General features: G+C 73.9%; 23 protein-coding genes and 2 pseudogenes. 11 read left to right on the top strand and 14 right to left on the bottom strand.

All coding sequences use genetic code 11. The features are described from left to right. Positions 1-69: 69 nt before the first annotated feature. Positions 70-627 (top strand): transposase, encoded by a 558-nt coding sequence (locus ABD284_RS25730; RefSeq protein WP_386699320.1) that lies wholly within the window; start codon positions 70-72, stop codon positions 625-627. 68 nt (positions 628-695) lie between these two features. Here the strand turns inward: ABD284_RS25730 and ABD284_RS01685 are convergent, their stop codons facing one another. Further along, entirely contained in the window at positions 696-1,556 is an 861-nt protein-coding gene (locus ABD284_RS01685) for an aldo/keto reductase (RefSeq protein WP_344140200.1), read from the bottom strand. A gap of 153 nt (positions 1,557-1,709) precedes the next feature. On the opposite strand from ABD284_RS01685, the gene ABD284_RS01680 reads away from it, so the two are divergent. The 3 genes from ABD284_RS01680 (at position 1,710) to ABD284_RS01670 (ending at position 4,089) form a co-directional block, all read left to right on the top strand. Then, positions 1,710-2,621, top strand: a complete 912-nt coding sequence (locus ABD284_RS01680; protein ID WP_344140198.1) for a LysR family transcriptional regulator — start codon at positions 1,710-1,712, stop codon at positions 2,619-2,621. A 504-nt stretch (positions 2,622-3,125) separates the two neighbouring features. Beyond that, complete coding sequence (locus tag ABD284_RS01675; RefSeq protein WP_344140196.1) at positions 3,126-3,542, top strand: DoxX family protein; 417 nt, start codon at positions 3,126-3,128, stop codon at positions 3,540-3,542. Positions 3,543-3,804: 262 nt separating this feature from the next. Beyond that, the gene (locus tag ABD284_RS01670) at positions 3,805-4,089 is read left to right on the top strand and encodes a hypothetical protein (RefSeq protein WP_344140193.1); all 285 of its coding nucleotides are present in this window, start codon (positions 3,805-3,807) and stop codon (positions 4,087-4,089) included. A 78-nt stretch (positions 4,090-4,167) separates the two neighbouring features. On the opposite strand, the gene ABD284_RS01665 is transcribed toward ABD284_RS01670, so the two are convergent. After that, a complete protein-coding gene (locus ABD284_RS01665) occupies positions 4,168-4,821 on the bottom strand; it encodes a response regulator (protein ID WP_344140191.1) in 654 nt (217 codons plus the stop codon). After that, the gene (locus ABD284_RS01660) at positions 4,818-6,311 is read right to left on the bottom strand and encodes a sensor histidine kinase (protein ID WP_344140189.1); all 1,494 of its coding nucleotides are present in this window, start codon (positions 6,309-6,311) and stop codon (positions 4,818-4,820) included. Before ABD284_RS01660 ends, ABD284_RS01665 begins: the two co-directional genes overlap by 4 nt. A gap of 207 nt (positions 6,312-6,518) precedes the next feature. Here ABD284_RS01660 and ABD284_RS01655 point away from each other — a divergent pair, with 207 nt between their 5' ends. Then, the gene (locus ABD284_RS01655) at positions 6,519-8,054 is read left to right on the top strand and encodes a serine hydrolase domain-containing protein (RefSeq protein ID WP_344140187.1); all 1,536 of its coding nucleotides are present in this window, start codon (positions 6,519-6,521) and stop codon (positions 8,052-8,054) included. Between the two features lie 105 nt (positions 8,055-8,159). Here ABD284_RS01655 and ABD284_RS01650 read toward each other — a convergent pair whose 3' ends face one another. Beyond that, positions 8,160-8,840 carry a sulfotransferase family protein gene (locus ABD284_RS01650; RefSeq protein WP_344140185.1) on the bottom strand — a complete coding sequence of 227 codons (681 nt, stop codon included), beginning with the start codon at positions 8,838-8,840 and terminating at the stop codon, positions 8,160-8,162. A 159-nt stretch (positions 8,841-8,999) separates the two neighbouring features. Here ABD284_RS01650 and ABD284_RS01645 point away from each other — a divergent pair, with 159 nt between their 5' ends. Continuing rightward, positions 9,000-9,635, top strand: a complete 636-nt coding sequence (locus ABD284_RS01645; RefSeq protein WP_344140183.1) for a TetR/AcrR family transcriptional regulator — start codon at positions 9,000-9,002, stop codon at positions 9,633-9,635. A gap of 28 nt (positions 9,636-9,663) precedes the next feature. Here the strand turns inward: ABD284_RS01645 and arsB are convergent, their stop codons facing one another. Then, positions 9,664-10,776 carry an ACR3 family arsenite efflux transporter gene (gene arsB / locus ABD284_RS01640; protein ID WP_344140181.1) on the bottom strand — a complete coding sequence of 371 codons (1,113 nt, stop codon included), beginning with the start codon at positions 10,774-10,776 and terminating at the stop codon, positions 9,664-9,666. Between the two features lie 155 nt (positions 10,777-10,931). Here arsB and ABD284_RS01635 point away from each other — a divergent pair, with 155 nt between their 5' ends. Beyond that, on the top strand, positions 10,932-11,345 hold the full coding sequence (locus ABD284_RS01635; protein ID WP_344140179.1) for an arsenate reductase ArsC: 414 nt from the start codon (positions 10,932-10,934) through the stop codon (positions 11,343-11,345). A 62-nt stretch (positions 11,346-11,407) separates the two neighbouring features. On the opposite strand, the gene ABD284_RS01630 is transcribed toward ABD284_RS01635, so the two are convergent. Continuing rightward, the gene (locus ABD284_RS01630) at positions 11,408-11,725 is read right to left on the bottom strand and encodes an ArsR/SmtB family transcription factor (protein ID WP_344140177.1); all 318 of its coding nucleotides are present in this window, start codon (positions 11,723-11,725) and stop codon (positions 11,408-11,410) included. A gap of 430 nt (positions 11,726-12,155) precedes the next feature. Here ABD284_RS01630 and ABD284_RS01625 point away from each other — a divergent pair, with 430 nt between their 5' ends. Next, positions 12,156-12,518 carry a hypothetical protein gene (locus tag ABD284_RS01625; protein WP_344140175.1) on the top strand — a complete coding sequence of 121 codons (363 nt, stop codon included), beginning with the start codon at positions 12,156-12,158 and terminating at the stop codon, positions 12,516-12,518. On the opposite strand, the gene ABD284_RS01620 is transcribed toward ABD284_RS01625, so the two are convergent. Beyond that, a complete protein-coding gene (locus ABD284_RS01620) occupies positions 12,472-13,020 on the bottom strand; it encodes a GntT/GntP/DsdX family permease (RefSeq protein WP_344140173.1) in 549 nt (182 codons plus the stop codon). The two genes, ABD284_RS01625 and ABD284_RS01620, sit on opposite strands and share 47 nt — an antisense overlap. 457 nt (positions 13,021-13,477) lie before the next feature. Continuing rightward, a pseudogene (locus ABD284_RS01615) lies at positions 13,478-13,629 on the bottom strand (30S ribosomal protein S14); the annotation flags it as partial. A gap of 261 nt (positions 13,630-13,890) precedes the next feature. Here ABD284_RS01615 and ABD284_RS01610 point away from each other — a divergent pair. Further along, positions 13,891-14,712 (top strand): SAM-dependent methyltransferase, encoded by an 822-nt coding sequence (locus ABD284_RS01610; RefSeq protein WP_344140171.1) that lies wholly within the window; start codon positions 13,891-13,893, stop codon positions 14,710-14,712. A gap of 94 nt (positions 14,713-14,806) precedes the next feature. Here ABD284_RS01610 and ABD284_RS01605 read toward each other — a convergent pair whose 3' ends face one another. Beyond that, positions 14,807-16,252 (bottom strand): sulfatase family protein, encoded by a 1,446-nt coding sequence (locus tag ABD284_RS01605; protein WP_344140169.1) that lies wholly within the window; start codon positions 16,250-16,252, stop codon positions 14,807-14,809. Between the two features lie 70 nt (positions 16,253-16,322). After that, a complete protein-coding gene (locus ABD284_RS01600) occupies positions 16,323-17,627 on the bottom strand; it encodes an MFS transporter (RefSeq protein WP_344140167.1) in 1,305 nt (434 codons plus the stop codon). A 139-nt stretch (positions 17,628-17,766) separates the two neighbouring features. On the opposite strand from ABD284_RS01600, the gene ABD284_RS01595 reads away from it, so the two are divergent. Further along, the gene (locus ABD284_RS01595) at positions 17,767-18,750 is read left to right on the top strand and encodes a sugar-binding transcriptional regulator (protein WP_344140165.1); all 984 of its coding nucleotides are present in this window, start codon (positions 17,767-17,769) and stop codon (positions 18,748-18,750) included. 56 nt (positions 18,751-18,806) lie between these two features. Here the strand turns inward: ABD284_RS01595 and ABD284_RS01590 are convergent, their stop codons facing one another. The 3 genes and pseudogenes from ABD284_RS01590 to ABD284_RS01585 all read right to left on the bottom strand — a co-directional run bounded on the left by ABD284_RS01590 (position 18,807) and on the right by ABD284_RS01585 (position 21,909). Beyond that, positions 18,807-20,300, bottom strand: a complete 1,494-nt coding sequence (locus ABD284_RS01590) for a SulP family inorganic anion transporter (RefSeq protein ID WP_344140163.1) — start codon at positions 20,298-20,300, stop codon at positions 18,807-18,809. A 435-nt stretch (positions 20,301-20,735) separates the two neighbouring features. Continuing rightward, positions 20,736-20,922, bottom strand: a pseudogene (locus tag ABD284_RS25725) (IS982 family transposase); the annotation flags it as partial. 87 nt (positions 20,923-21,009) lie between these two features. Then, positions 21,010-21,909 (bottom strand): siderophore-interacting protein, encoded by a 900-nt coding sequence (locus ABD284_RS01585; RefSeq protein ID WP_344140161.1) that lies wholly within the window; start codon positions 21,907-21,909, stop codon positions 21,010-21,012. Between the two features lie 176 nt (positions 21,910-22,085). Here ABD284_RS01585 and ABD284_RS01580 point away from each other — a divergent pair, with 176 nt between their 5' ends. Continuing rightward, on the top strand, positions 22,086-23,069 hold the full coding sequence (locus ABD284_RS01580) for an ABC transporter substrate-binding protein (RefSeq protein WP_344140159.1): 984 nt from the start codon (positions 22,086-22,088) through the stop codon (positions 23,067-23,069). A gap of 77 nt (positions 23,070-23,146) precedes the next feature. Here the strand turns inward: ABD284_RS01580 and ABD284_RS01575 are convergent, their stop codons facing one another. Then, complete coding sequence (locus tag ABD284_RS01575) at positions 23,147-23,530, bottom strand: DoxX family protein (RefSeq protein ID WP_344140157.1); 384 nt, start codon at positions 23,528-23,530, stop codon at positions 23,147-23,149. Between the last annotated feature and the right edge of the window lie 45 nt (positions 23,531-23,575).

Raw genomic sequence — 23,575 nt, 5'->3', positions numbered from 1 at the left:
GCCGGCCGGACCGGGGGAGCGGGGGTCGGGGACGGGCGGGCCGGAGCCCGCGTGATCCGATGGTAGGACCTGCGGGCCCCGGGTGGACAGCCGCCCGCGCAACGCGCCCGCGGCGCGGCCCCTCTTGCCTCCTATGCGGGTCCGGCCCCGGCCACGCGGGCCTCGGGCGGCTCCATCCGCGGCGAGCGCCCCTCCCGGCGCGGCACCGAGCAGCTCGAACGGGCGCGGTTCCCGGCGGCGTTCGCATCCGGGTCCCACCCGCCCTCGCGGGCCTGCTGCGACCGCACGATCGACCGGGGCGAGCACCACAGCCACGCCGCGGTGTCGGCCTTCCGCGCCGCGGGTACGCTCGCCCATTCCACGGCCGCCGGCGGGGCCGATCCCGAGGGTCGGATGCCGCGCACCGCGTCCGCCATCGACCCTCCCACCGACAGCTCTGCCGCGGCCGCGGTCCTGGACCGCCGAGAACCACGAGGCGGCCGACGAGGTCGCAGCAGCGCCGCGGAGGAGCACGGTTCGCGCCCTGCTGTCCCCGGCGCGGCGGCGCTGGGACGCTCTGTCCGCGATGCTGCGCGACGGGGCGTTCTACCGGCCCCCGGTGGCCCTGGCAGCTCGACGACCCCCTAGAGGCACCTTCGTCCCGCGCGCCCGCACGGCGCCGACCGCACGCGCCCGGCCGGGCCCCGGGCGGGGCCTCAGGCGCGGTCGAGGCGGGCGATCTCCTCCTCGCTCAGCCGCAGGTCGGCGCCGAGCGCGCTGTCGTGCACGGTCTCCGGCCGCGAGGAGCCCGGGATGGGCACCACGACCGGCGACTTCGCCAGCATCCAGGCCAGGCAGACCCGCTGCGGGCTGACGCCGCGGTCCTCGGCCACCGCCGCGAACGCCGAGTAGTGGGAACCCAGGTCGGCGGCCTCCCGGATGCCGCCCAGCGGGCTCCAGGGCAGGAACGCGACGCCGAGCTCCTCGCACAGCCGCAGCTCGGGCTCGCTGGAGCGGAACTTCGGCGAGAACTGGTTCTGCACCGAGGCCAGGCGCCCGCCGAGCACCTTGTGCGCGGTGCGGATCTCGCCGGGGTCGGCGTTGGAGATCCCCGCCATCAGGATCTTGCCCTCGTCCAGAAGCTCGGCCAGCGCCCCGACCGACTCGGCGTAGTCCACGCCGGGGTCGGGACGGTGGAACTGGTAGAGGCCGATGGCCTCGACACCGAGCCGGCGCAGGGACGCCTCGCACGCCCGCTTCAGGTACTCGGGGCGGCCGTCCAGGGTCCAGGTGCCGTCTCCGGGCCGCAGGTGCCCGCCCTTGGTGGCGACGAGCACACCGTCTGCGGCCGGGCCGGCGGCGGCAAGCGCCTCGGCGATGAGGGACTCGTTGTGGCCGACCTCGCCCGCCTCGCGGTGGTAGGCGTCGGCGGTGTCGATGAGGGTGATGCCCTCGTCCAGGGCCGCATGGACGGTCGCGGTCGCGCGGGCGCGGTCGGGCCGCCCCTCGATCGACATCGGCATGGCGCCGAGCCCGATGGCGCTGACCGTGCGTCCTCCGATACTGCGGTTGTGCATGTTCCGGATCTCCCGAAAGGTGGCTGGCGTATGCGGTGCGCCCCGGAGGCCGGCCGTTGCTCCGCCCTCCGCGGCGCTCCCAGCTTCGCGCCGACCCCACTAAGCTGTCCAAGAAAACAAAGCGATGGAACTGTTCGATTGCGGTGATCAATCGTGGAGCTGCGCCAGCTGGAGTACTTCGTGGCGGTGGCCGAGGAGCGCCACTTCACCCGAGCGGCGCAGCGGGTGCTCGTGGCCCAGTCCGGGCTGTCGGCGTCGATCCGCTCCCTCGAACGCGAACTGGGCGCCCGCCTCTTCGTGCGCAGCACCCGCCGGGTGGAGCTGACCGACGCCGGCCGCGCCCTGCTGCCCGAGGCGCGGCACGTGCTCGCGAAGGTCTCCGGCGCCCACGACGCGGTCGCCGCCGTCCAGGGCCTGCTGCGCGGCACCCTGACCGTGGGCAGCCTGCAGTGCCTGGCGGACCCCGACGTGCCGGCGCTGCTGGGGCGCTTCCACGGCAAGCACGCCGGTGTCGAGATCCGGCTCCAGCAGGACGGCGCCGCGGCGCTGCTGGAGGGCGTCCGCCGCGGCGCGGTCGACATCGCCTTCACCTCCACCGGCGCGGGCTCCACCGAGGACCTGGAGGCGCTGCCCATCGGCGCGGAGCCGATGGTGCTCGCCTGCGCGCCCACCCATGCGCTGGCCGAGCGCGGCCGCGTCGGGCTGGGCGAGCTCGACGGCGCGACGTTCGTCGACTTCGGCCCCGGGTGGGGCATCCGCGAGGAGGTCGACGCCATGCTCGCGGGGGCCGACGCGCGCCGCCGCGTCGCGGTGGAGGTCAACGACGTCCACTCGCTGCTCGCGTTCGCCGCCCAGGGGCTGGGCATCGCCCTGGTGCCCGAGCACTTCTCGGCCAAGACCTCCGAGGCGTGCTTCGTCCCGATCGAGAACGCGCCGCTGTGGCGCACCGCGGCCGTCACCGCGGTCGGCAGCGCCGCCGGCACCGCCGCCCGCGCGCTGCTCGCCATGGTCGAGGAGGATCTCGCGTCGGGCCGCGCCGAGCCGGCACCGGCCTGCCGCGGCTGAGCGGACCCCGGCCGTTTTCCCGGGCGAGCCGCCCCGGTGGGCGAGCGCGCGGGAGGCGGCGGGCCCGAGCGGGCCGCGTCGTCGCCTTGGCTGCGTGCGGGATCGGGATCGGCCGGCCGTGTGCCCAAACGTGGGGAGAAGCCGAATGCGGTTCGATGCCCCGATGCCGGGTCGGGCACCGGTGCTTCCCACGGATTCCCCGAGAGCGCGGAATCCGGCGGCTCGGCTCCCGGTTCGCGACGGGTCCCCTCCGGAGCAGGCAGGGGACGGCGCGGCGCCCGCCTCCGTCTGCGCCGGGTCCGCCCCCTCCCGCGGTGGCCGCGTCTCGCGCCCCGGTTCGCCGCCGCAGCCCGGCTTCCGCGCGATAGGGTGGCCGCACCGACGGTTCGGCGCCGCGGGATCCGGCCCCGATCGCGGCGACCGCCTGACGGCGGCACCGCCCGCGATCGCCGCCGAGGGAACGCGGCGCGCCTTTCCCCTGCGGGGGAGACAGGGGGCGGTTGCGTGAGTCCGAGCGAGGCCGGCAGCGGTTCGCGGCGGCGCGGCCGCACTCTGAACATCGTGCTGTGGGCGGTGCAGATCCTGCTCGCCGCCTTCTTCCTCTTCCAGGGCGCCACGAAGCTGGCGGGCAGCGAGGACGCGGTCCGCCTGTTCACCGACATCGGCCTGGGGCAGTGGCTGCGGTACGTCACCGGTGCCTGCGAGGTCGCCGGCGCCGTGGGCCTGCTGATACCGCGGCTGTGCGGGCTGGCCGCGCTGGGGCTGCTGGGGGTGATGGTCGGAGCGACGGCCAGTAACCTGCTCACCCCCGGCTACCAGTCCTTCGCGGTGCAGACCGTCGTGCTGGGCGCCGTCTTCGCCCTGGTGGCCTGGGGCCGCTGGCCGCGGACGCGCGAGCTGGCCGCGCTGCTGCGGAGGTGAACGCCGCCCGAGAGAAGGCGGTGCGCCGGCTCGGCCCGCGAGCCCCGGTGGACCTCGTCGGCGACCGGGCGGCCCGGTGCCGTCGGCAGGCGCAGTTCGCCCGCGAAGAAGGCGGTCCTGCGCCGGACCGGTCCGCCCTCGGGCGCTTCGAACACCGGGCGGCGGCGCAGGGGCGCGCGCCGGCCCCTGAGTCGGCCGGCGCCCCGTTGACACCGGGACCTCCGCGCCGTCAGCGGTGCGGACCTTGTAGCGGGCCCCCGAGGTGCACCCCGCCGTCGGTGCGCACGAGGTTCCCGTCCGCGCCGCCGTCCCCCGCACCTGCGGCCTGATCGGCGCGATCGACTGGACCGGCCCCGCGGCCCGGGACCGCACCCTCCGCATCCTCGCCTGCCGCTTTCCCGCCGCTGGGGGTGCGTTCTTCCTGTTCCTGCAGTCGCCGGTGCTCATGGTGCAGATCCGCGGCGTCGGCGGCAGCGTCCGCGTCGCCGTGCTCGGCGTCCACTCGATCCTGGAGGGGTTCGCCATCACCGTCGGCGGCGGTGCCTGAAGCACCGGCCGCCGCGGCCGCTCTGTCCCCGTCCCCCGGGCCGGGACGGCCGCCGACCCGGTCGGCGCGCGCCGCCGCTCACGTCCGCCGCAGGCCCGCCTCGTGCGCCAGGATGGCGGCCTGCACCCGGTTCCGCAGCCCCAGGCGGGAGAGGATCGCGCTGACGTGCGCCTTGACGGTGTCCTCGGCCAGGTGCAGCTCCCGCGCGATCTCGGCGTTGGAGGCGCCCGCCGCGAGCAGGGCGAGCACGTCCCGCTCACGGCGGCTCAGCACGCCGACGCGCTCGCGGGCCTCGGCCGCAGGAGGCTCCGGCCGGTTCCGCAGACGGGCGACCACGCGCCGGGCGACCTGGGGGGACAGGAACGCGCCGCCGTCGGCCACCGCGCGGACCCCGGCCATCAGCTCCTGCGGCTCGGCGGTCTTGAGCAGGAACCCGCTCGCACCCCCGTCCAGCGCGCGGGTGATGTAGTCGTCCCGGCCGAACGTCGTCAGGATGGCGACCGCCGTACGCGGCGACGCGCGCAGGATCCGCGGCACCGCGCTCAGCCCGTCGCTCTCGGGCATCTGGATGTCGACGAGCGCGACGTCGGGGCGGTGCAGCCCGGTCAGCTCGACGGCCCGGCTCCCCGTACCCGCCTCGGCGACCACCTCGATATCGGGGTCCGCGGAGAGGATGGTGGCGATGCCCGCCCGGATCAGGGCCTCGTCGTCGGCGAGCACGACCCGGATCACCGGGCGCCCCCCTCTGCTCCGTCGCCGTCACCGACGGGCACCGCCGACTTGGCGACCAGCTGGCCCTCGGCGAAGCACAGCTGGTAGGCGGTGGTAGCCGCGCCGGGCAGGGTGACCTCCGAGCGGTAGTAGCGACACCGGGCGCCGTCGGCGGGCGCACTGCTGCGCTCGGACGGCGGGTCGAGCATTCGCATCGCCGGAAGGACCTCCTCGACCCGCCGCTGCTCCTGCCCGACGCGCAGGCGGGCGAACTCCGCCGGCTCCAGGACCGAGCCGGCGGACACGTAGCCGTAGTATCCCAGCCACGCCGCCGCCAGCACGCCGAGCAGCGCCGTCGGGGCCAGTACCGCCGCGCCCAGCGCGCGCCGCTGGGAGGCGGAGTAGCGCGACGCCAGGTCGGCGGAGCTTCCTCCGCCCGCGCGGCGGTCCCCGGCCGCGGCCGCGGGCACGTGCGCGACCACCTCGAATCCGCCGTCGCCGCGGTCGCCGTACTCGACCGTGCCGCCCAGCGGGTGCAGCCGCCGCGCCAACCCGGCCAGCCCGCTGCCGCCGGAGGCCCCGTCCGCGCTCGGAGCGCCGCGCGGCGGTCCGCTGCGCACCCGCACCGTGCACCCGCCCTCAGCGCCTTCCTCGGCGTCGATGCGCACCGCGGCGCCCGGGGCGTGCTTGGCCGCGTTGGTCAGTGCCTCCTGGACCACCCGGCTCAGCGCACGCTGCTCCGGACCGAGGCGGCGGTCGAGCAGCCCGGCACCGCGCACCTCGACGTCCATGCCCGCGTCGCGGGCGCGGTCGACCAGCTCCCCGGCGCTCTGGCTCAGCGGGTCCCCCGCCAGCGGGTCGCCGGTCTCCCGCAGGATCCCGATGATCTCCTGCAGCCGCTCGACGGCCGCGGCGGCGCCGGACCGCACCTCGCCGGCCGCGCGCCGCAGGTCCCGCTCTCCGTAGTCCGGCGCCACCTGCATCGCACCGGCGCGTACCACGACCAGGCTCAGCTCGTGGCCCAGGGAGTCGTGCATCTCCTGGGCGATGCGGGCGCGCTCGCGCAGCCGCTCGCGCTCGGCCACCAGGTCCCGCTCGCGCTCCAGCAGTTCGGCGCGGCGCCAGCCGAACGAGGCCGCTTCGGCGCGGCGCCGCAGGTAGCGGCCCAGCAGCCAGGGCAGCACCGCGACGAGTACGGCGGAGGCCGCCGTGGCAAAGGCCTCCGTCACTGTTGCCCGGCCCAGCAGCGCGGCGGCCGGCCGGAGCACGGGTAGCGCAGCCGCCAAGAGGACCAGGGCGAGCCGGTCTCGCGCGGAGAGGCGGCCGCAGAGGAAGGCCAGGACGCCAACGGCCGGGGCGGCGACCGACACCGGGCCGCCTCCGGCGAGTGCGGCGCCGGTGTCCGCGGCCGCGCACAGCACGAGGGCCGCCCACAGAGCGGTCTCCCGCCGGCCCGCGCCGGCGGTGCGCGCAGCGGGAAAGGGGCCTGGTGTGTCGTCGAGCGGCTGCACGGTGCCAACCGTACAGAACAGCCGCGCCGGTATCTTCGCCCGTCAGTGGGGGATTTGAGGGGACAGGGCGCCACGGAGGCGGGGGTGGTGCGGCTCCGGATGCCACGAAGGTGCGGGCGGGATCGGGCACCTTCGCACGATGCGCGGCCGGCCGCCTGCTGCCTAGCGTTTCCGGGCACGCATCCGGACCACGTGGGAGGAAAGTCCATGCTGTTCACACGAGCCCGCCCGAGGCAGCCGCGCCGGCGGGCACCGACTGGAGCGCGCCGCCGCGCAGTCGGCGCGGCCGCCGGGTGCGCCCTGGCCGCGCTCGCGGCGCCCGGTCCGGCCGCGCTCGCGCAGGAGGGCGGCACGAGTGCCGCGCGGCTGGACGCCTTCGCCGAGCGCTACGTGGAGCGCACCGGCCTGCCGGGGGCCGCCGTCGCCGTCACCAAGGGGGACGAGGCGGTGCTCACCGCCGGCTACGGTCGCGCCTCCGACGGCGCACCGCTGACCGCCGACTCGCCGATGCGGATCGCCTCGCTGAGCAAGTCGTTCACCGCACTGGCCGTGATGCAGCTCGTCGAGGCGGGCGAGGTAGAGCTGGACCGGCCGGTGCGGCGCTACCTGCCGGAGTTTCGGATCGCCGATCCGCGCGGCGCGCGGATCACCGTCCGCCACCTCCTCGACCAGAGCTCGGGGATGTCCGACCAGACGCTGCCCGATGCCTCGCGCCCCCGTCGGCCCGACTCCCTGAAGGAGGCCGTCGCGCGGCTGCGCGCTGCCGGGCTCTCCGCCGATCCCGGCAGCGAGTGGAACTACCACAACCCCAATTACCACGTCGCCGCGCGGCTGGTGGAGGAGGTCAGCGGGCGCCCGTTCGGCGCCTACATGAGCCGGAAGGTGCTCGCTCCCGCGGGGATGGACGACACCGTCGCGCTGGAGACGGCGGGGGCGCCGAGCCCGGGACTGGAGGACGGGTTCGTCCGTGCTTACGGGGCGGACATCGCCGTGCCCGAACCCGACCACTTCAGTGCCGGGTCCGGCGGGATGGTGTCCACAGCCGAGGACATGGCGCGCTGGCTTGTCCTGCAGCAGCGCGGCGGGCTCTCGGCCGCGGGCGAGCGCGTGGTGTCCGCTGAGAGCGTCGCCGAGATGCACACACCCTCCTCCCGCGACGGCCGCTACGCGCTGGGCTGGATGCGGCGCGAACCCGAGGAGGGCGACCGCGCCCGCCTGCCGCAGATCTGGCACGGCGGCGCCCTGTCCACCTACTCCTCCTACCAGTTCCTGGTGCCCGAAACCGGCTACGGCGTCGCGGTGCTGCTCAACACCGGGATCGCGCTGACCGAGGAGGACGCGTGGGGCCTCGCCGAGGGCCTGCTGGCGCTGGCCGAGGGCCGCACGCCCCCGGAAGGCGGGTCGTCGCTGTGGAAGGTCGACGCCGTATTCGGCGCTCTCACGGTGGCCACGGCAGCGCTGGGCGTCCGCGGACTGCTGCGCAGCGGCGCCTGGGCGCAGCGCCGCCGGCGGCGCCCGCTGTGGCGGGCCGCCGCCCGGCTGCTCGTCTACCTCGTCCCGGCGGCCCTGCTGGCCGCCTTCCAGCCCGCCGTCGACTTTCTGCTGGGCGGGCGGGACGGCACCTGGCTGCAGCGCTTCTACGCGATCCCGGCCGAGTTGTCCTTCCTCGCATTCGCCGCTTTCACCTGCCTGGCGATCGCCGCCGCACGCGTCACCGCCCTCGTGCGGTCGAGGCGCTGGTAGGGGCTCGAATCCCGCCGCCGACCGCGGCCGGCGGCGGGGACCGCCAACCGTCGAGGTCGCGGCGGCAGCCGCCCGTAGCGGAGCGCTTCGGGCGCTTGGCGCGCCTCAGGTGTCGAAGGGGCTGACCACCGTCTGCGACTCCTGCATGGCGGCGAACATGCGCTGCATCGTCTCGGTGTCGTTGAGGTGGGGGAACGGCTCGTCCGGAGCGTCGACGCCGAGGAAGTCGCACAGCGGCCCCCAGCCGTCGCGGGCGGAGAACACCAGGAGGCGGTCGGCCGGCGCCGCCGCGCGGACCTGCTCGGTGTGGGTGTTGAACACCTCCACCGCCTCGTCCTCGGTCAAGGTGAGGCTCGGTGCCCAGCCCAGCTCCAGCCGCTCCTGGGCCGCCTCCGTCAACGCCGGCAGGAAGTCGGCCATGCCCCGCATCGGCTCGGGGAGGCCCTCCGCGTCGAGCCGGGACGGGTCGGGGAAGGCGTTGCGGACGCTCTCGTGCCAGCGTCTCGGGTCGCGCACGGTGAGGATGATCTTCGCGTCCGGGTAGGTCCGGCTCAGCTCCTGCCAGTAGATCGAGGCGGGGAAGTCCACTGCCGCCTCGTACCCCTCGAACACCCCGTCCCAGTCGGTCGGCCCGTCCTGCAGGACGGGCTTCCACCTTTCGATGTGCTCGGGGTGGCTCATCAGCTCGAACATGTGGTAGCAGGGGCCGAACCCGAGGCGCTCCAAGGCGGCCTTGAGCGAACTGGTGCCCGTGCGCGGCAGCCCGGCTCCGATGACCTTCAGCAATTGCGTTCCTTTCCCTGCCGTCTCGGGGAATCGGCGGATTCTCGATCCCGCCCGCCGATAACCGTAGGATAGTCCTACGGAAATCCGTAGAGTCAGCCTACGGTTAGGCTGCGGTCACGGCAAGGCGTCGTGGGGCACGGCACCGAGTGGAGGTGAGCGGTGAGAATCGACGCGCGGCGCAACCGCGAGGAGCTGCTGCGTGCGGCGCGGGAGGTGTTCATCGAGCGGGGCGCCGACGCCGCGCTGGATGCGGTCGCCCAGCGGGCGGGTGTCAGCATCGCGACCCTGTACCGCAACTTCCCCGACCGGTCGGCGCTGGTGCGCGCCATCGTGCTGGACGGGGTGGACTCCATGTGCCGGGCGGCGCGCCGCGCCCGGGACGCCATCGCCGACGACCCCGCCGGAGCCTGGCGCACCTTCGTCGAGACCGCGGCGGCGCTGCGGGCCGGCGTCCTGATGCCGATGCTGCTGCCCATGTTCCCCGACCTGGCCACCGACCCGGAGCTGAGCCGGGCCCGCGATGAGGTCGCCGCGGCCGTCGGCGACCTGGTCGCCGCGGCGCAGCGGCACGGCCAGGTCCGCTCCGACGTCGCGGCCGACGAGATCATGCTGATGATCATGGCCCTCGCGCGCCCGCTGCCCGCGCTGGCCGAGGAGCACGTCCCGGAGTTCATCGAGCGCGCCCTCGCCGTCGCCGTCGCCGGCCTGCGCCCGGGCAGCGGCCCCGCGCTCCCCGGGCGGCCGGTGGCGATGCGGGTCCTCGGCGGGGAGCGTGCGGACCGGGCCGGGGAGTGACCGGGAAGCAGCGGCGGCCGTGTTCCGGTCAGGCGCGGTCGGCGTCCGCTGCGACGGGCTCGGGCGCGGGTGCGGGGAAGAACCGCCGTGCCCACAGGGAGACGTAGACGAGCCCGACCAGGGCGGGCACCTCGACCAGCGGGCCGACGACGCCCGCCAGCGCCTGGCCGGAGGTGATGCCGAAGACCCCCACGGCCACGGCGATGGCCAGTTCGAAGTTGTTGCCGGCGGCGGTGAAGGCCAGGGTGGCCGAACGCGCGTAGGGCAGCCGCACCGCCCGTCCCAGCAGCATGGACAGCCCCCACATCAGCACGAAGTAGACGAGCAGCGGCAGGGCGATGCGCGCCACGTCCACCGGGCTGGAGGTGATGGCCTCGCCCTGCAGGGCGAACAGCACGACGATGGTGAACAGCAGGCCGTACAGGGCGAAGGGGCCGATGCGGGGCAGGAACCGCTGTTCGTACCAGGTCCGCCCCTTGGCGCGCTCGCCGAGAGTGCGGGTGAGGTAGCCGGCGGCCAGCGGGATGCCGAGGAAGACCAGCACCATCATGGCGATCTCCCAGGCGGAGACGTCGATGCCGCTGGCGTCCAGCCCCAGCCATCCCGGCAGCGCCTCCAGGTAGAACCAGCCGAGCAGGCCGAAGGCCAGCACCTGGAACACCGAGTTGAGGGCGACCAGGACAGCCGCGGCCTCGCGGTCGCCGCACGCCAGGTCGTTCCAGATCACGACCATCGCGATGCAGCGGGCCAGGCCGACGATGATCAGCCCGGTGCGGAACGCGGGCAGGTCGGCCAAGAAGATCCAAGCCAGCGCGAACATCACTGCCGGACCCACCAGCCAGTTGAGCACCAGCGACCAGGCCACCAGCCGGGTGTCGCGGGTGACGGTGCCCAGGCGGTCGTAGCGGACCTTGGCGAGAACGGGGTACATCATCACCAGCAGGCCGACGGCGATCGGCACGGAGACGCCGCCCGCCTCGACCGCCTCCAGTGCGCCCTGCAGCCCGGGGACCCAGCGCCCCAGCAGGAGGCCGGCGGCCATGGCCAGCCCGATCCACACCGGCAGGTAGCGGTCCAGGGCCGACAGCCGGCGGGCTTCGGCCGTACCGGGCGGCGCGGCTCCCGTGTCCGGTCGGGTCATGCTGACTCTCCTCCTGGGCGGCGGCGCTGTGTCGGTGGGAGCCACATTACATCGAAGCAAGCTGATATCAACTTCAGCTGATAAGTTCGGAGCGCGGCGGCCGCTCGCGGGTCCCGCCGCATGCCGCTGCAGGTCGGTCCGGAAAGGCGGGTCCCGTGTCAGGCAAACCGAGTGTGCTCTTCGTCTGCGTCCACAACGCCGGTCGCTCGCAGATGGCGGCCGGACTCCTCGGCCACCTCGCAAAGGGGCGGGTCGAGGTCCGCTCCGCCGGGTCCGAGCCCGCCGAGTCGGTCAACCCGGTCGCGGTCGAGGCCATGGCCGAACTCGGCATCGACATCACCGCCGAGCAGCCCAAGGTGCTGACCGCCGACGCGGTGGAGGCCAGCGACGTCGTGGTCACCATGGGCTGCGGCGACACCTGCCCGATCTTCCCCGGCAAGCGCTATTTGGACTGGGAGTTGGACGACCCCGCCGGCCGGCCCCTGGAGGAGGTCCGCCCGGTCCGCGACGAGATCCGCCGCCGGATCGAGGCGCTGCTGGCCGAGCTGGGCGTGCCCGCTCGGGGGTGACGGCGGGCAGGCGGGAGGTCGCGCTCACGCGGACGCTCGCGCGCGCGGATCGCTCGGGGACCTCAGCACGGGCGGTAGCGGTCCCGGGCGCCGGCCGCCTGGGCGGCCAGCTCGCGCAGGCCGTCGGCGGCCTCGGCCACCGCCTCGGGGCGCAGGCGGTAGTAGGTGTAGCGCCCGCGGGGCTCGGTCTCGACGAGCCCGGCCCGGCGCAGCAGCCGGAGGTGGTGGCTGACGGTCGTCTGCCGGGCGCCGGTCTGCTCGATCAGATGGCACGTGCACATCTGCTCGGTGGCGAGCAGCCGCACGATCCGGGCCCGCAGCGGGTCGCCGAACAGGCCGACGGCGGCCTCGGCGACCGCGTCCTCCGGTGACATCAGCATGTTTCGATATCACCACGGCCGACCGGGACCGTCAATCTCGGGCCGGATCCGGTGTGCCCGGCCACGTCGGTGGGGGAGAGCTCGCCGAAGGCGGTCTCGGCCGCGTCCACGCCCTGATGCAGCAGGCTGCGCACCCGGTCCTGGCACCGGGCCGGGGCCGGGACGGCGCCTTCGACGCAGGGGACGAGAACCGAAGGGGCCGTGGACAACCCCCGCCGGCGAAACGGCGGTGGGCCGGCATCCGGATGAGGGCCCCTCGCGGGCGCCGACGGGCGACGGCCGACCGGTCGCGCAAGAAATCTACGCCGTAAAGGCGCGCGGTCTCGTTCAACCCGAGGTCGTTCCACCCCCGGTCCGAGCCCGCCCGGCACCCCGGACCTGAGTACGGCCACTCACGCCCCCGGACCCGACGATGCGCTGGAATCGGGGCATGACTCCTGCGCAGCTCCCTTCCCCGCAGCAGGCCCACGGCGACCGGCACAGTCCGCACTGGTGGATCGCGCCCGTGGTTCTGACCCTGCTGGCCGTTCCCGGGTCCTTTCTGCTCCTCTTCCTCATGGTCTTGGGGGTCATGGCGTTCGACCCGTGCTCTCCGGGCGGCTGCCCGCGCGCCGAGCAGCACTACAACGCCGCCGCGATCACCGCCCTCTGCAGCCTGGTCCCGGTGATCGCGGTCTGGTGCTTTCCGCACCGCCGCGCCTGCACCTGGCTGCGGCTCGGTATGATCGCGGCCTACGCCGTGGTCTTCACCGCCGTTGCCGTCGCGATGATGACGATCCCGATCGGCGAGTGAGCGCAGCCCGCCGGAGAGGCCGCGCCGGCCGCGGCAGGTTCAGCAGGCCCGCGATCGACACGGTGCCCAGTCCGGGCACCACGAAGACGTAGCCGACCAGGATGCCCGCGGTCAGCGCGCCGCCCATCATCGCGATGCCGTGGCGGCCCAGGCGGGGGGCGGCGGAGCGCGCCAGCGGCGCGGCGAGTACCAGTTGCACGTCGACGTAGATCGACGGGAAGACCGTGCTCAGTACGGCGCTGAGCGCGTAGGGCAGGCGTGTGGGGCCCAGCGCCCGCAGCAGCAGCTCCACGAGCTTCTGCAGTGCGCCCATGGAGAACAGCAGCGACCCCAGCAGGACGCCGAAGCCGATCAGCAGCCCGACCTCGGTCATGATGTCGCCGAAGCCTCCGGCGACGGTGGTCATCGTGTCCTCGAAGCCGAGGCCGGCGGCCAGCCCCAGGTAGATCGAACCGATGACCAGCGCGATCACCGGTTCGACGCCTGCCGCGAGAATCAGCAACCACCCCGAGGATCGCAATCGCGGTGTGCAGCACGATCAAGGTGTCAGTCATCGACTCGTTTCCGTTTCGGTCCCTGGAGAGGGGGTTCCAGAATCCGGTCGCGAACGCACCCGGCGGTCCCGCGCGGGGCGCGGGACCGCCGGATATACGCGGCTCCCGCTCCGGCTCCGACGGGGGCGGCGGGGGTCGACCGCAGACCGTCGGAGCCGGCGGGCGCGCAACACCGCACCCCCGCCCTGTGGGCCGCGACACAGACCCGGCCATGCAACACGAGCTGGGCGAATTGCGGTAGACGTCGGATTGCGAGGCCCGCATAAGCTGTGCTTATACCTCGCCGATGGGGCGCGCCCCCTTCTTGCAGGTGGCCTCGGTGCAGCCGGTGCCCGCAGGGGAGCGGAGCCGGATGGCCGGCCGTGCTCGCGGCCATGGGCTCCTGGCCGAGGCCGCCCGGGCGGGTCACCAGCCCGACGCGGCCACTCCGGGAGGTTCGCCGCGGTGGGCCATGGCGCGGAAGCGGATCCGGGAGAGCCCGAACCGGCGCAGGCGGCCTCGGGGGCGCCGTCCACCGCGTCCCGGGTGCGGGTGCGGGTTGTGCCGGCGTCGCGGGCGGGTCCTTTCGCGCCGTTCAACGGCGCGCGCAACGGGCGGGCAAGCCGCTGACCGCGCCGATCGGCCCTCCGGTCGGCCGGGGGCCGCGCCGGCGGCCGGAAGCGGTCGCCGCGAGGGGGTCCGGGATGGGCCGGCGGTTGCCGCCTGCTCATAGGATGAGGGCCCGAATACGCCGTGTGGCGGATATTTCGGACCCCGACCCCCGCCCCCCGACATCGGGGCACGCCCGCCTCACGCGCCTGCCACCCCGGGAAGGACCGATGAACGCCGACACCCCCTCGCCGGAACCCGAGCACGGCTCGGCCCCCACCTCCATCGACACCTCCGTCCCGCACTCCGCCCGGGTCTGGAACTACTGGCTGGGCGGCAAGGACAACTACGCCGCCGACCGCGAGGCCGGCGACCAGTTCCTCCAGCGCTTCCCCCAGGTGCCCGCCTTCGCCCGCCAGGGCCGCGGCTTCCTCATGCGCGCGGTCACCTACCTCGCCCGCGAGGCCGGCATCCGCCAGTTCCTCGACCTGGGGACGGGTATGCCCACCGCCAACAACACACACGAGGTCGCCCAGGCCCACGCGTCCGAGTCGACCGTCGTCTACGTCGACAACGACCCGCTGGTGCTGGCACACGCCAACGCCCTGCTCGTCGGGACGGCCGAGGGCACGACCGACTACATCCACGCCGACATCCGCGACCCCGAATCCATCGTCGCCGCGGTCCGCGGGCGCCTCGACTTCGACCGGCCGATCGCCCTGGTGCTGATGGGCGTCCTGGGCCACATCGACGCCGACGAGGTGCCGCGGATCATCCGCGCCCTCGTCGAGGCCCTGCCCAGCGGCAGCTACCTCGCGCTGTGGGACGGCACCGACACCGACCCGGGTGTGCTGGCCGCGCTGGAGGAGTACAACGCCAACGCGCCGCTGCCCTACCGGCACCGCAGCCCGGAGTGGATCGCGTCGCTCTTCGAGGGCCTGGAGATCGTCGAGCCGGGCCTGGTGCCCTGCCCGCGGTGGCGCCCCGACCCCACGGAGGTGGGGACCGACTCCGACGCGCCGTCCCTGGCCGGGGTCGGCCGCAAGCCCTGACGCGCCGGGCGCGCGGCCGGAGCGGGGCGCGGCGGCGGCCCCCGCCCTTCGTCCGTGCGCGCCGGCCCGCTCCGCGCCGCCTACCGCCGGCGCCTCACCGGTGATCGCGGTGCATGTCCGCGGTGTGCAGGGCGCTGTGCGCCCGCCAGCGGGCCACCTCGCGGCGCAGCCTCCGCTTGGCCGCCGCCGGCTCCGCGGAGGGCGAGTCCCACAGGTCGACCGCCTCGCCGGGGTCGGCGGCGAGGTCGAAGAGCTGCCCCTCCTCGGAGTCGACGAACTCCACGAGCTTCCAGCGTGCGTCGCGCACCATCGTCATCAGCTCGGTGCCCTTGAGGATGTGGTCCCGCGCGTGCTCGGAGAAGACGAGTTCGCGCCCGGACCACTCCTCTCCCCGCAGCGCCGGGAGCAGCGACCGCGCCTCCATCCACGCGGGCGGGGCGATTTCGGCCAGCTCCAGGACCGTGGGTCCCAGGTCCATCATCGAGGTGAGGCCGTCGACCCGCCGGCCGGCCTGCACCCGGCCCGGCCCCCACACGACCGCGGGCACCCGCACGCTGCCCTCGTACATGGTCCACTTCTGGCTGTGGCCGTGGTCGCCGAGGCAGTCGCCGTGGTCGGAGGTGAAGACGATGACGGTGTCCTCCAGTACCCCGCGCCGTTCGAGCGCGTCGACGAGCAGGCCGAGCTGCTCGTCGATCATGGTCACGTTCGCGTGGTAGTGCCGCCGCTGGCGGAGCGACTGCTCGGCCGTGGGCTCGGGCAGGTGCACGACCGCGTCGTGGTCGACCTCCTGGTGCTCGCGCCGGAGGCGCCCGAGCGCCTCCGGCTGGGCGGCGAGGTCCTCGTCGCTTCGCAGGGGGCGCGGCATGTCGCGGTCGCGGTAGGCGTCGAGGTGGCGCGGCACCGGGTCGTAGGGCGGGTGCGGTCCGGGGAATCCGATCTGCAGGAAGAACGGCTCGTCGCCGGGGTAGGTGTCCAGCCACCACACGGCGTTGCCGCCGACGAAGACGTCGGGGTGCATGTCCTCGTCGAGCTCCCATTCGAAGGCGCCCAGGCGCTCGCGGTAGTCGGCCCGTTCGCGGTAGGTGGTGCGGGTCGGCTTGGTCTCGCCGCGGATCCAGAAGGCCTTGTCGAGCTGGTCGTGGAAGAACGGCACGCTGGGGTGGTCGCGGTCCTTGTTCTCCACGACGGTGCGCTCGTGGAAGCCCAGCGGTGTCTCCCAGGGGTGGGTGTGCATCTTGCCGACGTTGACGCAGCGGTAGCCCGAGTCGGCGAGGGTCTCCACCCACGAGTGGCGCCACCGCTCCTCGTTGCGCAGGACGCCCAGCGAGTGCGGGTAGACGCCGGTGAACAGGCTCGCCCGCGAGGGCGAGCAGGAGGGCGCGGTGACATAGGTGGCGGTGAACGCCGTCCCCTCCCGTACCAGGCGGTCGAGGTTGGGGGTGTCGACGTGGCCGTGGCCGAGCGCGGCGACGGTGTCGAACCGCTGCTGGTCGGTGATCACGAAGACGATGTTGGGACGGGTCTCGTCGCTGCTCATGCGTTTCCGGGCCTTTCGGTTGCGCGTGGGCGGCCGCCGCGGCGGCCGTGCGTGCGGTGCGGGTGCTGGGTCATCGGGTGGCGGTGGCGACCAGTCCGCTGCGGTGGGTCTCGGCCGCGAGGCCGACGCAGACGAGGCTCAGCAGGCACATCGCGCCCATGTAGACCGCGACGGGCCAGTAGGACTGGCCGAACGCCGCCGCCAGCGCGGTCGCGATCGCGGGCGTGGGGGCTCCGCCGATGAGCGCCGAGGACTGGTAGACCACGCCGAGCCCGGTGTAGCGCGTGCGGGTGCCGAACATCTCGGCGAACAGCGTGCCCTGGATGGCGAACATGCAGCCGGTGCCCACGGCCAGCGCGACGACGATGGTGGCCCAGACGATCAGCGTGTTGCCGGTCGCCAGCAGCGGGAAGTAGGCGACCGCGGTGACCAGGCAGACGGCGATGCCGAACATGTAGACCGGTCGCCGGCCGATCCGGTCCGATATGTGGCCGATGACGGGGATCGTGGCGATCTCCACCGCCGCGGCGATGGTGAAGCCGTTCAGCATCATCGCCCCGCTCAGGCCGAGGTGGGTGGTCGCGTAGGCGATGCCGAACACGTTGATCACGTTGAAGGTCACCGCGTCGGCCATCCGGGCGCCGACCGCCAGCAGCGTGTTCTTCGGGTGCTCGCGCAGCAGCGACAGCACCGGCAGGGGCCGGGGGCGGTCGGCCTCACCGCGGAAGACCTCGGTCTCGGACAGGTTCCGGCGGATGTAGTAGGCGACGGCGAGGAACAGGCCGCCGAGCAGGAACGGAACCCGCCAGCCCCAGCTGTGCAGGTCGGGCTCGGGTAGCAGCTGCACCAGCGAGAAGACGCCGGTGGCCACCAGCAGACCGCACGGGGTGCCCATCTGGTGGACGCTGCCCATGACGCCGCGCCGGCCGGTGGGCGCGTTCTCCAGCGCGACGAGTGCGCCGCCGCCGAACTCGCCGCCGATGCCGAGGCCCTGCAGGAGGCGCAGGACCATCAGCAGCAGCGGCGCGGCAGTGCCGATGGCGGCGTGCGTGGGGAGCAGGCCGATCACGAACGTGCAGCCGCCCATCAGCAGGATCGTGATCAGCAGCATGCGGCGCCGGCCGATCCGGTCGCCGAAGTGGCCGAACAGCACGGCGCCGATCGGGCGCATCACGAACCCGGCGGCGAACACGCCGAAGGACTCCAGGATGCCGGCCGTCTCGGAGGAGTCGGGGAAGAAGAGCTGCGGGAAGACCAGCGACGCGGCGATGCCGAACAGGTAGAAGTCGTACCACTCCAGGAACGAGCCCGAAGCGGAGGCGACGAGGGCGCGGACGGTGGTGTTCGCCTTGGCGGGGGGTTTGGTCTGACTCATGTACAACACTCCTAGGCTCAAATGAGCGGATTTGTGCGCTCACCTGAGATATGATGTAGAGCACATGCTCATGGACGCCGTCGGCCGTGTCAAGATTTGGCGGAGGGAACACGTGCGACGGAGTGAGGGAGTGAAAGCCGTGGCGACCGGGGGCAGCGACCTCTCCGAGACCGAGTCGAGGGCGCTCGAATCCGGCGACGACGTCGCGGTCCAGATCGCCATCGCCCGCCGCTACTACCACCGCGACGAGTCCAAGGTGGCCATCGCAAAGGCGTTCGGGCTCAGCCGCTTCCAGGTCGCGCGCCTGCTGCAGGACGCCCGCCGCGACGGGCTCGTGCGGATCGAGATCGGCGCGCCCGGAAGCCGCGACCGCGAGCTGGCCGCGGCCCTGCAGGAGCGCCTGGGGCTGGCCAAGGCCGTGGTGGTCGCCTCGGCGCCGTCCTCGCCGCACATGGCCGTGGAGTACGTCGGCCGCGCCCTGGCCGAGGAGGTGGCCGCGGCGGTGAAGGCCGGAGACGCGCTGGGGGTCGCCTGGAGCAGCACCACCGTCGCCATGGCCGACGCCTTGGCGCAGCTGCGGCCGTGCTCGGTGGTCCAGCTCGCCGGCGCCATCTACCCGCCGGCGGGGGTGCCGGGCTCGGTCGAGATCACCCGCCGGCTGGCGCAGGTGGCCCGCGGCGACGCCCACACCATCTACGCGCCGCTGGTCGTCGCCGACGCCGAGACGGCCGGCGGTCTGCTCCGCCAGCCCGAGATCGACGACGTGCTCAAGCGGGCGCGATCGCTGGACCTCGCTGTGATGTCGGTGGGCGCCTGGCACCCCTCGGCGTCGGCCGTCTACGACCTGCTCTCACCGCAGGAGCAGGAGGAGATCGCGGCGGCCGGGGCCTGCGGCGAGATCTCCGGGCGCCTTTTCGACACCGCGGGCCGCATCGTCGCCGCCTCGCTGAGCGAGCGGGTCATCGGTGTTACGGCCGAGGAGCTGCAGGCCGTGCCGCACCGCATCGTCTCCAGCCACGGCGCCTTCCGCGCCGAGGCCACCCGCGCCGCGGTCCGGGCCGGGCTCGTGCACACGCTGGTCGTCGACAGCGAGCTCGCGGCGGCCCTGCTCGAAACCGCCTGAGGGAGGCCGCCCCGGCGTCGGCCGGGACCACCGGCCGGCGGACGCGGGGCGGGGGCTCAGTGTGCGGCGCTGAGGTTGCCGGAGAGGTCCTTGTGCAGTTCCTCGCTGGGGATGTTCAGCCCGGTGATCTCGGCGGTGATGCCGTGCTTGGCGAACTTGTCGACAGCGTGGTCCAGGGCCGCCACCGCCGAGGAGTCCCACATGTGCGCGCGGGACAGGTCGACGACGACCCGGTCCACCCCCTCCTCGGTGTAGTCGAACTCGGCGGTCAGCTCGTTGCTGGAGGCGAAGAAGAGGTCGCCGCGCACGGAGTAGACCCGCACCCCGCCCTCGGGGTCGAGCACGCTGGTCACCCCGGAGAGGTGGGCCACGCCGCGGGCGAACAGCGCCGTGGAGGCCAGTACGCCCACGATCACGCCGATGGCGAGGTTGTGCGTGGCCACCACCACCGCGACGGTGACCACCATGATCGCGGTCTCGGTCCAGGGCATGCGCCGCAGGGTGGCGGGGGCGATGCTGTGCCAGTCCATGGTGGCGATCGACACGAAGATCATCACGGCGACCAGGGCCGCCATGGGGATGACGGCGACGACGTCGCCCAGCGCCACCACCAGGACGAGCAGGAAGGCTCCGGCCAGGAACGTGGACAACCGGGTGCGGGCGCCCGAGCGCACGTTGATCATGGTCTGGCCGATCATCGCGCAGGAGGCCATACCGCCGAAGAAGCCGGTGATGATGTTGGCCCAGCCCTGGCCGCGGGCCTCGCGGCCCTTGGCCGAGCGGGTCTCGGTGATGTCGTCGACCAGCTTGGCGGTCATCAGCGACTCCATCAGCCCCACCAGCGCCAGCGTCGCGGAGTAGGGCGCGATGACCTTCAGCGTCTCCCAGATGAGCGGGACATCGGGCAGCAGCGGCACCGGCATGCTCTCGGGCAGCTTCCCCATGTCGCCGACCGTGGGCACCGCGAGGCCGGAGGCCACGGTCACGCCGGTGAGCACGATGATGGCCACCAGCGGCGCCGGCACCGCCGTGGTCAGCCGCGGCAGCACGAAGATGATCGCCAGCCCGGCCGCGATGAGCGCGTAGACCGGCCAGCCCTCGCCCGCGAAGTGCGGCACCTGAGCCAGGAAGATGAGGATGGCCAGGGCGTTGACGAACCCGGTCATGACGCTGGGCGGCACGAACCGCATCAGTTTGGCCACGCCCGCCAGGCCCAGGACCACCTGGAAGAGCCCGGCCAGGATGGTGGCGGCCAGGAGGTGGTCGACGCCGTGCTCGCGTGCCAGCGGCGCCACGACCAGCGCCATGGCCCCGGTGGCCGCCGAGATCATGGCCGGGCGCCCGCCGAGGAAGGCGATGGAGACCGCCATGGTGAAGGACGCGAACAGCCCGATGCGGGGGTCGACGCCGGCGATGATCGAGAAGGAGATCGCCTCGGGGATCAGGGCCAGGGCGACGACGAGGCCGGCCAGGACCTCGGTGCGCAGTCGCGAGACGGACAGGGACGGGAGCGGAAGGCGCGGGCGGGGTCGGGTCTGCTGGGCGGTCATGAAGCCAATCTCGTCGTGGGTCGCGTCCGCGGCGCGGCCGGCCGCGGGCGCTGTGCCCGCGGCCCGGACACGCCGCGGCGCGCGGCGGGCGGATACCTGGGATGGGAACGCGGCGCCTCGGCGCCTTCGCGCGGCCGTACGGGCGCGCGAGACGACCGCGGGAGCGGCGCCGTCGCCGCGGTCCGCGGTCCAGGGTGTCGAGGCGAAGAGGGGCGCGAGCCGCGGAGGGCTCGGCGCGCCACAAGCCTACAGTTACGTGAGTGTCATGATCACTCGCCGCGTACGAGAGCCTGCCCACATCCCCGCCGGTCGGCTGGCGCGCCGGAGGCCGCCGCCGGCGGTCGGCGCGGGGAAACGGGGGAGCGGGGGCCGAGTGAGCGGGGCGGTGGCCGGACGGCTGGATCGTCGATGGGAGTTGTCGGGCGCCCGGGGTCGATGGTCACAAGCGATCAGGGACCGCTTGACCGGGGGCGCCGATCAGGTTGTGCGGGATCGCCGCGTTGAGCGCGCAGATGCGCCGGCACACTCGCGCCCACAGGCCCGCAGTGGTGCGGGCGGCGTGGCGTTGCAGCCCGAGCCGGCTCTTCGGCGTCCGGATGACGGCCTCGATGCGCCGGCGCAGCCGGGGCGTCCAGGTTCGCGTTCACAGCTCGAGCATGGGCGCCCTTCGCCACGTCCGCAGCCGGTTCGGCAAGCCTCCGCCAACGATCTAGTAGTCGAGTTCGACGGTGTCGCGGGTGTCGGGGTCCGCCGGGTCGGCGCCGGCGGCCACCTCCTGCTGGTAGCGCCGCAGGCCCACCCCGTCCAGCCGCGTGCCGTCCAGGCCCGACTTCCAGTAGGCGGCGGAGTGCAGGTCGGTGCGCCCGACACCGAGCTCACCGAGGAGGAGGCGCCGCACTTCGCGCATGACCCCCGCTTCGGCGGCGAGCCAGGCCTGGACGCGCCCGCCGGTCCGCCCGCCGTCGCGTACGGCCCGCTCCAGCGGCGATCCGGAGCCGGTGGGCGAGCCGCCCGTCACCCAGTGCACGGCGACGTTCGCGCGCGGCCGCAGCAGGTCCCGGTCGGAGGCGTGTCCGGCCGCGAGGTAGACCGAGGCCGGTACCCGCGGCGGCAGCGACTCGGTGATCGCCGCGATCGCGGGCAGGGCGCTCGCGTCGCCGATCAGCAGGTGGTGGTCGACGCCGGTGCCGGCGTGGAACTCGCGGCGCATCCCGGCCAGGCCGATCGTGTCGCCGACGGCGGCGCTGTCCAGCCACCGCCGGGTGAACCCGTCGTGGCGCAGGACGTCGAAGGTGATCCGCCGGCTGCCGGGGTCGAAGCGGCGGACGGTGAACGCGCGGAACACCGGCGGCCGGGCGTCCGGCGGCCAGTACGGCAGCCCGTCCTCGCCCCGCTCCGGGAACTCCACGCCGCCGCGGCCCTCCGGAGGGAGCAGGAGCTTGAAGGCGTCGGCCGGCAGCGCGTCGCGGTAGCCGGCCAGCTCGTCGCCGACGACCGCGACCCGGGTGAAGCCGTCGGAGACCGCGGCGACCGACTCGACCCGCACCCGGCAGTTGAACGGTTGTCCCTGCTTGCTGAGCCGCCGGATCTCCTCCCGCACCGAGGTCATGACACGCCCTCCAAGTCGCTTAGGTTAGATTAACCTAAATGAACCCCAATGCGGTCTTCAAGGGAGTGCCGGACGCGGGCGGGGGCGGCGCCGGTGGGGTGTGCGGACTGAACGGCCCAGGCCACGGCGGGGGATCGGCGGTTTACAGGGCGATCGGCTGAGGTTAGCCTCACCTCATGAAAATCGTCCCCCGTAGCCTCGTCCGCCCGATCGCGCTCGCGGCCGCCCTCGTGCTCGGTGCCGCCGCGTGCGGCGCCCCTGACTCCGAGCCCTCCGCCGACGGGCCGTCCCTGCCCGAACCGGTCGAGGTGGAGCACCGGTTCGACACCACCACCGTCGAAGCGGTGCCCAAGCGCGTCGTCACCCTCGACCTGCAGTGGACCGACGTCATGCTCTCCATGGGCGTCGAACCGGTCGGTTATCCGGCCGACACGGCGATGCCCGAATCGGGCGTCCCCTGGCAGGATTTCTCCGGGGACGCCGAGTCGCTGTCGGTCGCGGACGGGCTTCCGATCGAGCGGATCGCCGCGCTCGAACCGGACCTGATCGTCGGCACTTACACGATCCCCGACCGCAAGAGCTACCGGCTGCTCTCGCGCATCGCCCCCACGATCGCCTCACTCGACGAGCGCCAGGTCATGCCCTGGGCGGACCTGGTCGGCATCGCCGGCAAGGTCCTCGACGAGCCCGCGGCGGCCGACGAGGTCGTCGCGTCGGTCCAGGACGAGGTCGAGGCGGCCGCGGCGGACATGCCGCAGCTGAAGGGCCGGACGTTCGCCCTCGCCCAGTACGTCGTCGGCGACAAGCTGTACATCGTCGCCGACGAGCAGGACGGGTCGAGCACGTTCTTCCACGACCTGGGCATGCGGATGTACCCGCAGGTCAAGCGCAGGGGAGAGGAGACCGGCGACGCGCGGATCGGCGTGAGCACCGAGCGCTCCGACCTGCTGCGCGCCGACTTCGTGGCCTTCCTCGTCAACGGCGGCGACGAGAGCGAACTGGGCGACATCCCCGGGTTCGACGAGCTTCCCGGTACGGTCGCCGTCCTGGACTACCCCACGATCGTCGCGCTCAACACCCCGACGCCGCTGTCGATCCCGCACGCGTTGGAGGCACTGCGCCCGCACCTGGCGGACGTGGCGGGCGGGGCGGACGCGTAGCCGGACCGGGGCGGCGTCCGCGGGCCGCCCCGGCACGGCCCGCCCGGCCCGCCCCGGTCCGGCCCGCTCCGAACGCGTCAGCCGATGAAGGCCTCCGGTCCGAACCGGCCCCACGCCACGAAGGCCGCCAGGGCGAGGTAGGCCAGGTTCACCAGGATCTGCCCGTTCTCGCCGCGGCGCGCGTGCACGACGATCGCGCCGACCATGACCAGCACGAGGCCGACGGCGGCCAGCGGTACCAGGACCGGCATGACGCCGAGTGCGGCGGGCAGGATCAGACCCGCCGCCGCGAGGAGCTCCAGAGCGCCGATCGCCTTTAGGGCGCGGGGGCTCCAGTCCTCGGCCCACCGGCCGGTCTTGATCGCGGTGATCTTCTCCTTGGGAACGACGATCTTGCCCGCACCGCCGGCCCCGAAGGCGAGGGCCAGCAGTCCGGCGACGATCCACAGCGCGAAATCCATCAGGTCTCCTGGACAGGGGACGGGGCGTATCCGTTCGCGCATAGG

Source organism: Streptomonospora arabica (genome assembly GCF_039531585.1).
GTDB lineage: Bacteria > Actinomycetota > Actinomycetes > Streptosporangiales > Streptosporangiaceae > Streptomonospora > Streptomonospora halophila.
This window is presented reverse-complemented; position numbering and strand designations above follow the sequence as displayed.